Raw genomic sequence first — 12622 nt, forward strand, 5'->3', positions numbered from 1 at the left:
CGGGTCTCGACCCGCGGTCGCGCTGTTGTCGGTGGTCGTGGATAGAGTCGGACCGTGCCTGACGTGACGCGTGACCGACTGCTCCTTCTCGATGGACACTCGCTGGCCTACCGGGCCTTCTTCGCCCTGCCGGTGGAGAACTTCTCGACCGTCACGGGGCAGAACACCAATGCCGTCTACGGCTTCACCTCGATGCTGGTCAACGTGCTGCGCGACGAGACCCCGACCCATGTGGCGGTCGCCTTCGACCTGTCGCGGCAGACGTTCCGGCTGGAGGAGTACTCCGAGTACAAGGCCAAGCGCAACAAGACCCCCGACGAGTTCAAGTCGCAGCTGCCGCTGATCCAGCGACTGCTCGACGTGCTGCACATCCGCCATCTGTCCCTGGCGGGCTACGAGGCCGACGACATCATCGCGACCCTGGTGACCCAGGGGCTCGAGGCCGGGATGGAGGTGCTGATCCTGACAGGTGACCGCGACTCGCTGCAGCTGGTCACCGAGTCCTCGACGGTGCTCTATCCGATGCGTGGTGTCTCCGACCTGGCGCGGATGACGCCGGAGGCCGTCGAGACGAAGTACGGGGTCCCGCCGCACCGCTATCCGGAGCTCGCCGCGCTGGTGGGGGAGGACTCCGACAACCTGCCCGGCATCCCGGGCGTCGGCCCGAAGACCGCGGCGAAGTGGATCAACACCTACGACGGCCTCGACAACCTGATCACCCACGCCGACCAGGTCAAGGGCAAGGCCGGCGACAACCTGCGCGCCCACCTCGGCGACGTGATGCGCAACCGGCGGCTCAACGCGCTGGTCCGGGACCTGAGCCTGGAGGTCGGGCCGGCGGACTTCGGGCGGGTCGAGTGGGATCGGGCAGCCGCGCTGGAGCTCCTCGACGAGCTCGAGTTCCGTGGCGAGATCCGCACCCGGATCACCGACGTGCTCGCTCCCGAGGACGACGTCCCGGTCGACGAGAGCGGGTTCGCGCTGGAGGGCGCGACGCTGGCTCCAGGTGCCGTCGCGGCCTTCCTCGAGGAGCTCGGCGCCACGCCTGTCGGGGTGCATGTGCGCGGGACCTGGGGTTCCGGCACCGGCCGCGTGGACGGGTTCGGCTTCGCGACGCAGGAGCGGGCTGCGTACGTGGGGGTGGAGGAGCTCACCCCCGAGGACGAGGCGGCGCTGGCGGCCTGGCTCGCGGACCCCTCGCGGCCGAAGATCATGCACGACGCCAAGGGGCCCGAGCTGGCGATCGACGCCCACGGCTGGACCTTGGGCGGGCTGGTGACCGACACGGCGCTGTCGGCCTACATCGTGGCGCCCGACCAGCGCTCCTACGACCTCGCCGACCTGACCCTGCGCTATCTCAAGCGTGAGCTCAAGCAGGAGGACGACGGCGGCCAGGAGTCGCTCTTCGGCGACGACGAGGTCGGCGGCGACGGCGTGGCCAGGACCTCGATGCTCTACGCCCGGGCCGTGATCGACCTCGCCGTCGAGCTCGACTCGGCGGTCGAGGCCGCCGGCGGACACCGGCTGCTCTCCGAGGTCGAGCTTCCGTTGCTGCATCTGCTGGCGCGGATGGAGAAGACCGGCATCGCGGTCGACACCGAGCACCTCGACGCCCTGGAGCGACACTTCGCCGGCCAGATGAAACAGGCGGCCGACGAGGCGTACGGCGTGATCGGGAAGGAGATCAACCTCGGTTCGCCCAAGCAGCTGCAGGTGGTGCTCTTCGACGAGCTCGACATGCCGAAGACGAAGCGCACCAAGACCGGCTGGACCACCGATGCCGACGCGTTGCAGCAGCTCTACGTGAAGACCGAGCACCCGTTCCTCCTCGCCTTGCTGCGCCACCGCGACGTGACCCGGCTGCGGGTCACCATCGAGGGACTGCTGAAGACCGTGCAGGACGACGGCCGGATCCACACCACCTTCAACCAGACCATCGCGGCCACCGGGCGGCTCTCCTCGACCGAGCCCAACCTGCAGAACATCCCGGTGCGCACAGAAGAGGGTCGCGGGATCCGCAAGGGCTTCATCGTCGGCGACGGCTTCGAGTCGCTGATGACGGCTGACTATTCGCAGATCGAGATGCGGATCATGGCTCACCTGTCCGAGGACGAGCTGCTCATCGAGGCGTTCCGCTCCGGACGCGACTTCCATTCGATCACCGCCGCGCGGGTCTTCGGCGTCGACCCCGACGCGGTCTCGGTGGAGCAGCGGGCCAAGATCAAGGCGATGAACTATGGCCTGGCCTACGGCCTGTCCGCCTTCGGCCTCTCCCAGCAGCTCGGGATCGAGCCGAGCGAGGCGCGCGGGCTGATGGAGGAGTACTTCGAGACCTTCGGCGGCATCCGCGACTACCTGCGCAGCCTGGTCGAGGAGGCGCGGCGCACCGGTTACACCGAGACCATCATGGGCCGCCGCCGCTACCTGCCCGACCTGCTCTCCGACAACCGTCAGCGGCGTGAGACCGCCGAGCGGATGGCGCTCAACGCCCCCATCCAGGGCTCGGCCGCCGACCTGATCAAGGTTGCCATGCTCCGCGTCCAGGCCGCCATCGACGAGGCCGGCCTCTCCTCCCGGATGCTCCTCCAGGTCCACGACGAGCTCGTCTTCGAGGTCGCCGCGGGGGAGCGGGAGGCTTTGGAGGCGCTCGTACGCGAGCAGATGGGCTCCGCCGCCGACCTCAACGTCCCCCTCGACGTCTCCGTCGGCACCGGCCTGTCCTGGCACGAAGCCGCCCACTGATCGCCGAGGCGTCACGTACGTCGGTCGAGACGTCACTCGCGTCGGCCGAGGCGGCAGTTGTGGCGTACGAGATGGCAGTTCTGGAAGGCCGAATCGGTCGTTGTGGGCGACGAAACTCCACCTTCGTCGTCCATACCTGCCGTTTCGGCTGACGTAAGTGACGTCTCGACCGCCAGAAGTGACGTTTCGGCCGACGCGGCTGACGCCTCGGCTGGGGTCAGCTGCGGTGAGGGGTCTGGTTGAGTCGCCAGAAGGTGACTGCCAGGAGGACGGCGGCGAGGACGGCGTCGACGCTGAGGACGGCCCAGACGAGGCCTTCGACGGTGGTCTGCATCGCGCCGAGGGCGAGGGCGGCGGCGACGGCGATCCAGAGAAGGTACGCCGAGAGCCGGCTGCGCCGGGCCAGGACCGAGTAGACCAGCAGCTGGAGCACGGACAGCACCATGCCGAGGATCGCGAAGACCCAGAGGAGGTCCTGGATCTCGGTGTACTTGTCACCGCCGATGAAGACCACCGCGAGCCCCGACAGCAGCCAGGAGCCGAGGATCGCGCAGACGCCGAGCCCGCCGACCAAGGCCAGGGACTTGATCAGCGCGGAGCGACGGCTCGCCTCGGCCGACATCGACGGGAAGGCGATGATCACCACGAACTGTGGCAGGAACAGCACCGCCTTGGTGAGGATCAGGCCCCCTGCGTACAGGCCGGAGACGTGGTCGGAGAGCACGTTGCGCGCGATCAGGATGTCGACGTTGGAGAGTGCGAAGAAGCCGAGCAGCGCGAACGAGCCGTGCAGCATCTCGACGACGACCGGACGCATTCGGTCGACCCCTGCGCCGTGTCTCCGGGGCGCCGCATCGACCGCAGACGTACGCCGTCGCAGCACCCACCACCCGACGACAGCCGGCGCGAACTGGGCCAGGGCGACCCCGGCCATGGCGGCGCCCTCGGTGGGGCGGATCCACATCGCGGCCGTGGTGACGATGACGCGGGGGATGCCGAGCGCGAGGTAGACCAACGCCAGGGCGAGCCAACGGCGTTCGCCCTGCAGCACCCCGGCCTGACCGCCCATGATCGTCAGCGGCACGGCACACACCGCGACCAGCAGCGCGGGATAGATCGAGTCCAGCCGCAACACCCGCCATACGAGCGGCGAGGCGGCGAGCATCACCACACCGACGAAGATGGCCGCCCGGTAGGTCACTCGCAGCACGGTCCGCTCGATGGGCCGCTCCTGCCCGGGGCTCCCGGTCACCCGGCGCGACGCCGTCGCCTGCATCCCGAGCTGGACGACGCCGACCACGAGGAGCAGCGACATCATCGCGGCGACGCCGCCGTACTGTCCGGGTCCGAGGATCCGCGCGGCGATGATCTGGAAGCCGTAGGTCGCGATGTTGGTGACCATGATGCAGAGGGCCAGGAAGCCGCTGCTGCGGATGAGCGCGGACAGCCTGCGCCGGCGGGCGCTGATCGGGCTGGCGGTCATCGTGGGCACTTGGAAAGCCTAGGGCGCGGCGGGTCACATGCCGGCACCGGCATCCGCCCAGGATCGAAACTCGTTCGCCACAACTGCCGTCTCGGCCGACGTAAGTGCCTTCACGGCGGGGCGGGGTTCTAGGGTGGCCGGGTGAGGGATCGGGTGGTGCCTACCGTGTGGGCGGGCGTGCTCGCGGTGCTGATGCTGGGGCCGGCGCTGGGGGCTGGGTTCGTGCTCAGCTACGACATGGTGTGGGTGCCGGATCTCGCGCTGACCCGGGATGTGCTCGGTCTGGGGTCGGGGCTGCCGCGGGCGGTGCCCTCGGACGCCGTGATCGCGGTGCTGGACGAGGTCGTGCCGGGGCTCGTGCTGCAGAAGCTCGTGCTGGTGGGAGCGCTCGTGCTCGCCGGTGCGGGTGCCGCGGAGTTGGTGCGTGAGCGCTCGCTCGCCGCGCGGTTGGTGGTGGTGAGCCTGACCGTCTGGAGCCCGTACGTCGCAGAGCGGCTGTGGATGGGCCACTGGCCGATGCTGCTGGCCTATGCCGCGGTGCCCTGGCTGGTGCTGGCCGGCCGCCGGTGGGCCGCGGCCGGACCCGGTCCGGTCGAGCGCGGGCCGGTGGGGCGTGGCCCGGTGTGGATGCTCCCGATCCTGCTCGTCGGGAGCCTGAGCGCCAGTGCGGGGATCGTGTCGGCAGCGGTGGTCCTCGCGACCGGTCTGCGCCGGGGCCGACGTCCGGTCCTGCTGCTCGCGATGGTCGCCGCGGTCAACGCGCCCTGGGTGGTCGCCGGCCTGACCCATGCGGGGGAGGCGGCGTCGGCCACCGGGTTCGAGGTCTTCGCGCTGCGCGGCGACGCCCTGCCCGCCCCGCTGGCAGCCCTCACCCTCGGCGGGATCTGGAACACCTCGGTCATCCCCGCCAGCCGCGAGGGCTGGCAGGCCTGGGCGGCTCTGGCGCTCCTGGTGGGGCTGGTCGGGGCCGGACTCCGGCGATGGTGGGTCGGCGACAGCCAACGGATCGCGATCCTGGGCTTGTGGGTCGCGGGGATGGCGATCGCGATCCTCGGCTGGGCCGCACCACAGACCCTCGACGGCCTCGCCCAGAACATCCCCGGTCTAGCGCTGATGCGGGACAGCAGCCGCCTGCTACCGCTGTGCCTGCCGCTGCTCGTCCTGACCGTCGCGGCCGGGGTCGACGCCCTGCGCGAGCGGCTTCGCGGCACCGCGCCCCGATGGGCCGCTGCGGTCGTCCTGGCCCTCGCCCCGATCGCCGTCCTTCCCGACGCGGCCTGGGGTCTCGCCGGCGGCATCGGCACGGCCGACTACCCGGCGTCATGGCATCAGGCCGGCGCGGCGCTCGCCGAGGAGACGGCACCGGGCGACGTACTCGTCCTGCCCTGGTCCGCCTACCGAGCCCCGGCGTGGAACGGACGTCGTCCCGTCCTCGACCCACTGCCGAGGATGCTGCCCAGGGCGAGCGTCATCAACGGCGACCTCGTCATCGGCGGCACCGAGATCGCGGGCGAGGACCCGCGCGCGGCAGCGGCCGCCGAGGCTCTCGCCGCACCGGAGCCCAGCGCACGGGCAGCCGAGCTGAGCCGCCTCGGGATCGGGTACGTCATCACCGACCGCACTGCGGGCGAGGCGCCGCCGTTGGCGGGGGAGACGGTCCACGACAGCGGCGACCTGCTCCTGCAGCGATTGCCGGAAGAGGCGACCCGGCCGGCGGCCTACACCATGGGTCCGGTGAGGCTGACGGCGATGGCCGTGGCATGGGTGGCGTACGGCGTGGCCTGGCTGGGAGCCACAACATCAACAGTTCTGCTACTGATCAGTATTGTTCGCCGGCCGGCTGCTAATGTTCGCGACTAGGAGAGGGAGGTCACATATCCATGGGCAACATCATTGCCATCGTCGCCAGCATTCTTGTCGGCGGCGGAGTCGCCGCAGCGACCATCGTCGGAGTCGTCACCAGCAGCACGGACAACACCGTCGAGAATCCTCCGAGCGTCTCTGAGTCGACGGTTCAGTACGGCACCAACGACTGAGCCAGACAAAGCTGAAAGAGGCCCGGCGGTGATCCGCCGGGCCTCTTCTCCGTCTCTACGACAGTTCTACGACCGTGCAGAGCAGTCAGTCCGCGCTGACCACGTGCCCCTGAAGCGCCGAGGCGAGCACGGCGTTGAAGTTCAGCTGGCTCTGCTCCCAGGTGTGCTTGCGGGCGTGCCACCGGGCACCCTCGGCCAGCTCCTTGCGGCGGATCTCGTCGCCGAGCAGGTGGTCGAGCGCGGCCACGAAGCCGGGCTGGTCGTCGACCAGCACCCCGGACTCGCCGTCGTCGATCGACTCGGTCGTCCCGCCCGCGTCGCGGAAGGCAACGGTGGGGGTGCCGTGCTGGGCGGCCTCGGTGACGACCAGCCCCCAGCCCTCCTTCAGCGACGGCAGCGCCATCAGCCAGGACCGCTCGTAGACGGCCTCCTTGGTCTCTTCCGAGACATGCCCGAGCATCTCGACGAAGTCCTCGGCCCCCACCCGGGAGATGTACGCAGCCAGCTCGTCGGCCCACCAGCCGCCGCCCACGATGCTCAGCCTCAGGTCCGGGTAGGAGGCCCGCAGCGCCACCGCGGCGTCGACGGCGAGCTCGACCCGCTTGTGCGGCACCAGCCGCCCGACGACACAGATGGAGGGGTGCTCGGTCTTCGCCGGCCGGTCGCTCAGCGCCGGCGCGGCGCCGTTGTGCACGACCGCGACCCGGGCGGGGTCGACGCCGAGGGTGGCCAGTTCGGCCCGGGTGGCGCGGGAGACCGCGACGTACTGCTTGTGGCGGTAGAGCCGCGGCGCGAGCCACGACTCGACCCACCAGCCGACCCGCCCGGACAGGCCGGGGTAGACCACCGGCCACTGTTCGCGGTGGACGTGGTGGACGAGCACCGTGACCGGTGCCCTGGTGCCGAGCGGGCAGAAGAACGGGAGCCCGTTCTGCACGTCGATGACCGCGTCGACGCGGCCGATCGGACCCAGCCGCCCCAGCGCCAGCAGCAGCACGCCCCACAGGTAGATGCTGAGCTTGCCGCCGCGGCGTACGTAGCGGATGTTGTCGCGCTCCTCGCGGGCAGGCGCACCGGGATAGGCGGCCGTGAACACGGTGACCCGCGCTCCCGCGCCCACCAGACCGGCGGTGATCTGATGGAGGTAGTGCTCGGCACCACCGGCTTCAGGGTTGTCAGAATCGCGCCAGCTGAACACGGCCACATGGCTGCCGTTCAGCTGCGCTCCCTCCGTAGCGCGCAAAATAGAGTGCTCCCCTGCAATCTCGCAGTTCCCCGCTGCTGAGCGCTCCCTCCCCAGGGTCACGCAGTTACTGGAGAGTAGGACATTTCGTGATGGAATGCACACCCGTTGGGGTAATCGGTTAGGGTTCCCGCCGTGCCGAACCTCCTCGACTCCCAGCGCGACGCCCCGACCGGCGGCGGCTGGAGCGCGACGCTGCGGCGCTCCGTACGTCTCTTCAGCGACTTCCGGGTCGAGCAGACCGATCCGGCGCGCTTCTACACCGCCCTGGCGGCCGACTCGGTCGGCCAGCTGGCCCACTACACCGACGGAGAGACCCTCGAAGGCACCGTCCTGCTCGACGTCGGCGGTGGCCCTGGCTACTTCCGCGACGCCTTCATGAAGGCCGGCGCGACCTACCTGGCACTGGACGCCGACGCCGGCGAGATGCAGGGAGCCGGGATCGTCGCCGAGGGGAGCATGCTCGGCGACGGGATGCGGCTTCCGGTCCGCACCGGAAGTGTCGACGCCTGCTACTCCTCCAACGTCCTCGAGCACGTCCCGACCCCGACCGCGATGCTCGACGAGATGCTCCGGGTGACCAAGCCCGGCGGCGTCGTCTTCTGCTCCTACACACTGTGGTGGGGTCCGTGGGGCGGCCATGAGACCAGCCCGTGGCACCTGCTCGGCGGCCGGTTCGCGCGCCGCCGCTACCAGCGCAAGCACGGCCACGAGCCCAAGAACAAGTTCGGCGAGTCGATGTACGCAGCGACCGCATCCGCGGGGCTGCGCTGGGCGCGTGCTCAGCGCAGGGCCGGCAACGCCGAGATCCTGGCTGCGGTTCCGCGCTACCACCCTGCGTGGGCGGCGTGGCTGATGCGGGTCCCGGTGGTGAGGGAGGTGCTCTCATGGAACCTCCTGCTCGTGCTGCGCAAGACGTGACCCCACCCTCCGCCACCTCCAAGCTCAGGCTCATCGCGTACGTCGCGATCCTGACCGCGATCACGTTCACCCAGGCCCCGGGCCGGATCGTCGCGGACACCAAGTTCGACCTGAGCGCCGACCCGTGGGCCTTCCTGGCCCGGTCGCTGAACATGTGGGACGCCCAGGGCGCCTTCGGCCAGGTGCAGAACCAGGCGATCGGCTACCTGTGGCCGATGGGTCCCTTCTACGGGCTGGGCCAGCTGGCCCAGCTGCCGGAGTGGGTGATCCAGCGGCTGTGGTGGGCGCTGCTGCTCAACCTGGCGTTCCTGGGAGTCCTGATGGTCGCCCGGGAGCTGCAGCTGGGGCGGCCGTGGGCGCAGGTCGCGGGTGCGGCGGCGTACGTCCTGACGCCACGCGTGATGACCATCCTCGGCGCCAACTCGGCCGAGCTGTGGCCGACCGCGATCGCGCCGTGGGTGCTGCTCGCCGTCATCCGCGCCAGCGGCACCACCACGACGAAGGACCTGGCGCGCTGGTGTGCCGTGGCCGCCCTCGCGGTCGCCTGCGCGGGCGGCGTCAACGCGACGGCGGTCTCGGCGGTGCTGGTCCCGGGCGTGGTCTTCCTGCTGACCAGGACCGGCGCCCGGCGGTTCGCCGCGCTGGCGCTGTGGGGCGTGTTCACCGTCCTCGCCACCCTGTGGTGGACCATCCCGCTGGTGCTCCAGGGCCGCTACATCCCGCCCTTCCTCGACTACATCGAGACCGCCGCGGTGACCGCCTCGACCACCGGCCTGCTTCCGACGCTGCTCGGCACCTCCGACTGGGTCGCCTACGCCGACCCGCTCTACTACCCGGCCGGGCAGAGCCTGCACGCCACGCCCTACCTGGTCCTCGACGCGGCCGCCGTCGTCGCGATCGGGCTCGCCGGTCTGGCCGGGGTGGGCCGCGCGCGGCGCCACCCCGAGACCCGGTTCCTGATCGGCTGCGTGCTGGCCGGCGCCGTCCTGGTCGGGATCGGCTACACCGGCGCGCTGGCCGGCTGGGGAGCCGAGGCCCGTCAGGACCTCGTCGACGGCGCGCTGGCCGCGGTGCGCAACAGCCACAAGTATGACGCCGTGCTCCGCCTCGGTCTCGCCGCCGGCGTCGTGCTCACCGTCGAGACCATCCTCTTCCGCGCCGAGCTGGCGCGCACCTCCGGGACGGCCACGAAGGCCGCCCAGTGGCTCAGGAGGGTGTTCGTCATCGCTGTGGTGGCCGCGCTGGCCGGCCTCGCGGTGCCCTGGGTGCGCGGCCAGGTGCCGCCGCCCGGGTCGATCGAGAACGTGCCGGGCTTCTGGACCGACGCCGCCGACTACCTCTCCGAGAACGACGACGGCGGTGTCACGCTCGTGGTCCCGGCCGCCCGCTTCGGCGACTACCTGTGGGGCAGCACCCACGACGAGGTCCTGCAGCCCTACGCCGACTCCCGCTGGGCCGTACGCGGCGTGGTGCCGCTGGCCGAGCCCGGCAACGTCGTCTGGCTCGACCGGGTCACCGAGGAGATCGAGCGTGGCACGCCCAGCGCGGACCTCGCGCCGATGCTGGCCAAGGCGGGCGTGACCCGGCTGCTGGTACGCAACGACCTGCACTGGGGCACCACCGGCGCCCCGCCGCCTTCCCTGGTGCACGCCACCCTCGCCCAGTCACCGGGCCTGACCCGGGAGGCGAGCTTCGGCACCGAGTTCGGCAACACCACCTACCACCGCGAGAAGGGCACCCGTGTCCTCGTCGACGGGGGACTGGCGGGGGAGTACCCGCCGATCGAGATCTACGAGGTCGACGACGCCACCTCCGACGGGACCCTCATCCCGGCGAAGACGACCGTGATGGGCGACCCGGGCGAGCCCGCCAGCGGGGCGCCGGCGGTGCTGACCGCCGACGACACCCGAGCCTCCGAGGAGTCGACCGACGTCATCCTGACCGACGGCCAGCGGCGGCGGACGACCCTCTTCTCCGGCGTCCGCGCCAACTCCTCCGCGACCCGCACCGCCGAGGAGGGCGTCGACTCCGACCAGCCCGAGAACTTCCACCGCTACCTGGCCGACCAGGAGCGGTGGCAGAGCACGATGGTCTGGCGCGGGGTCGAGGCCGTGGAGGCCTCCAGCTCGGCGGCGACCCCGGAGGAGGTCCCGGTCGATCGCGGCCGGGCGCCCTCGGCGGCCCTGGACGGCGACCCCGACACCGCGTGGCGCACCGAGACCGGATGGGACCAGAACCCCGAGGGCGCCTGGTTCCGGGTGAGGTTCGAGGACGAGACCGACCTCGGCAAGATCACGATCTCGCTCCCGAGCAACGTCGTCGGGGTCGAGCGGCTCGAGCTCGTCGCCGGCGCCCAGATGCGCAAGGTCTACGCCCCGCAGCCGGGGGAGGAGGCGACGTACGACCTGACCGGGTTCAGTGCGCGCAACCTGACGATCACCGCCCGCGGAGCCACCGCCTACGGCCCCTGGGGGATCAGCGAGCTCTCCATCGAGGGCGTGGACGCCCAGCGCCTGGTCGCGCTCCCCGTGCCACCGGAGGACGCCACGATCCGCAAGATCCGGCTCGGTCGCGACGCCGATCGCAGCGGTTGCATCAGCCAGGACGGGGTGCTCTACTGCGAGCCGTTCCTGGCCGGCACCGGCGACGACGGAGACGACCTGGACCGGCTCATCACCCTCACCCGCGGGCAGACGTTCGACGTCACCGGGACCGTGTCGCTGCGCCGCGACCACGCCTACGCCGCGGCCGCCGCCGAGCTCGCCGGCGTGGACATCACCGCACCGAGCAGCGGAGACATCGCCCAGTCGGCGCTCGCGATGGCCGACGGTGACGAGGGCACCTCCTGGCGGGCGCCGTCGACCGAGCCGGCCACGGTGAGCCTCCGGCTGCCCGAGCGGCAGCGGATCAGGTCGCTACGGCTCGCGGTCAACGAGGCCGCCCCGGTCAGCATCCCCACCGAGGTCGAGATCACCGACCTGCGCCGCCCCAAGCGCACGGTGACCCGCGAGGTCGACGCCGACGGCGACGTCGCGGTGCCCAGCGGCTGGCGCACCGACCGGCTCCGGATCCGGATCACCGAGACCGACGCCGCCTACGACCAGCCTTCCAGCAGGGCCGACGCGACCGAGCTGCCCGCCGGCATCTCCGAGCTGGAGGTCAACGGCCGTCCGCTCGGCGACGGGACGCTCCGCGCCGGCTGCGCCGAGGGGCCCCACATCCGCGTGGGCGAGCGGGTGCTGCGTACGTCGGTCACTGGGTCGCTCTCCGACCTGCTGCGCGGCGGCGAGGTGCCTCTGAGAGTCTGCGGTACGGCCCCGATCAACCTGAGCGCCGGTGAGAACACGCTGCTGGCAGATCCCGTGGGTGCCCTCCGTGTCGACAGCCTCGAGCTCAGTGCGGAGGTGATCGCGGACGCGGAGTCCCCGGAGGCGGTCGAGGTGGACCGCGACGAGCGCGACGCGGCGGTCTCGGCGACGGTCTCCGCCGAGGCCTACGACCGGGTCCTCGTGCTCCCGCAGAACATCAACACCGGCGCCACCGCGACCCTGGACGGCAAGGTCCTGCGCGCCCAGCGGGTCGACGGCTGGCAGCAGGGCTGGATCGTGCCCGCCGGCGCCGGGGGAGAGGTACGTTTCGGCTTCGCGCCCGAAGGCACCTACCGTGCCGGGCTGATCGCCGGTGCGGGCGGCGTGGCGCTGGTCCTGGCGCTCGCGCTGGTGACCTCATGGCGCCGCCGCGGCACGCCGCACAGCCTGGAGCTGTTCCCGGTGGCCGCGCCGTGGCGGTGGTACGACGCCGGGCTGCTGGTCCTCGTGGCCGGCCTGCTGGCCGGCTGGTGGGGCGCGCTGGCGGCCGTGGTCGCCTGGCTGCTGCCACGCCTGACCGGCCGCCGGCCGGGTCTCGTACGCCTCCTGGCCGCCGGGTCGGGAGCAGCGCTGCTCGCCGGCGCCCTGGCCGTCGAGATCCTCCCGACCGCCTGGGACCTGCCCTGGGACCCGCCCGCCTGGACGGCTCAGGCGCTCTCGCTGGTCGCGATCGTGCTGGTTGCCGCGGCCGCCTCGGTGACACCGGGCTCGGAGGCGGACTCAGGAGCGGACTCAGAAGCAGGCGCGGCCTCGGGCCGCCGCTTCGGCCGGCGCCCGGAAGGACGCCAGCTGCGCAGCCGCATCACCCGGCGCTCGAAGAGGACGTAGG

General features: G+C 71.4%; 7 protein-coding genes. 5 read left to right on the forward strand and 2 right to left on the reverse strand.

Annotated features, from left to right (window positions below; genetic code table 11):
* The first annotated feature begins 54 nt into the window (after positions 1 to 54).
* Positions 55 to 2742: a DNA polymerase I gene (polA, locus tag BLT25_RS13175; protein ID WP_091046539.1), complete on the forward strand. Its 2688-nt coding sequence runs from the start codon at positions 55 to 57 to the stop codon at positions 2740 to 2742.
* 217 nt (positions 2743 to 2959) lie between these two features.
* On the opposite strand, the gene BLT25_RS13180 is transcribed toward polA, so the two are convergent.
* Positions 2960 to 4225, reverse strand: coding sequence for a lipopolysaccharide biosynthesis protein (locus BLT25_RS13180; RefSeq protein ID WP_091046541.1), 1266 nt, complete (start codon positions 4223 to 4225; stop codon positions 2960 to 2962).
* 156 nt (positions 4226 to 4381) lie between these two features.
* Between BLT25_RS13180 and BLT25_RS13185 the strand changes: the two genes are divergently transcribed.
* Positions 4382 to 6085 (forward strand): MmpA family trehalose lipid delivery protein, encoded by a 1704-nt coding sequence (locus BLT25_RS13185; protein ID WP_143033740.1) that lies wholly within the window; start codon positions 4382 to 4384, stop codon positions 6083 to 6085.
* A gap of 20 nt (positions 6086 to 6105) precedes the next feature.
* Positions 6106 to 6261: a hypothetical protein gene (locus BLT25_RS29880; RefSeq protein WP_160024268.1), complete on the forward strand. Its 156-nt coding sequence runs from the start codon at positions 6106 to 6108 to the stop codon at positions 6259 to 6261.
* Between the two features lie 85 nt (positions 6262 to 6346).
* Here BLT25_RS29880 and BLT25_RS13190 read toward each other — a convergent pair whose 3' ends face one another.
* On the reverse strand, positions 6347 to 7459 hold the full coding sequence (locus BLT25_RS13190; RefSeq protein ID WP_256328582.1) for a glycosyltransferase family 4 protein: 1113 nt from the start codon (positions 7457 to 7459) through the stop codon (positions 6347 to 6349).
* A 180-nt stretch (positions 7460 to 7639) separates the two neighbouring features.
* On the opposite strand from BLT25_RS13190, the gene BLT25_RS13195 reads away from it, so the two are divergent.
* Together BLT25_RS13195 and BLT25_RS30705 are read left to right on the forward strand one after the other, a co-directional pair.
* Positions 7640 to 8425 (forward strand): class I SAM-dependent methyltransferase, encoded by a 786-nt coding sequence (locus BLT25_RS13195; protein WP_091046548.1) that lies wholly within the window; start codon positions 7640 to 7642, stop codon positions 8423 to 8425.
* Positions 8392 to 12621: an alpha-(1->3)-arabinofuranosyltransferase domain-containing protein gene (locus tag BLT25_RS30705; RefSeq protein ID WP_091046550.1), complete on the forward strand. Its 4230-nt coding sequence runs from the start codon at positions 8392 to 8394 to the stop codon at positions 12619 to 12621. The genes BLT25_RS13195 and BLT25_RS30705 overlap by 34 nt, the downstream gene beginning before the upstream one ends.
* Position 12622: the final 1 nt, after the last annotated feature.

Source organism: Nocardioides sp. YR527, assembly GCF_900101045.1.
Lineage (GTDB): Bacteria > Actinomycetota > Actinomycetes > Propionibacteriales > Nocardioidaceae > Nocardioides.

What these genes read in the sequence shown, in the direction of transcription:
- BLT25_RS13180 (WP_091046541.1), bottom strand. Translation starts at nt 4,225, where the DNA reads ATGACCGCCAGCCCGATCAGCGCCCGCCGGCGCAGGCTGTCCGCGCTC.
- BLT25_RS29880 (WP_160024268.1), top strand. Translation starts at nt 6,106, where the DNA reads ATGGGCAACATCATTGCCATCGTCGCCAGCATTCTTGTCGGCGGCGGA.
- BLT25_RS30705 (WP_091046550.1), top strand. Translation starts at nt 8,392, where the DNA reads ATGGAACCTCCTGCTCGTGCTGCGCAAGACGTGACCCCACCCTCCGCC.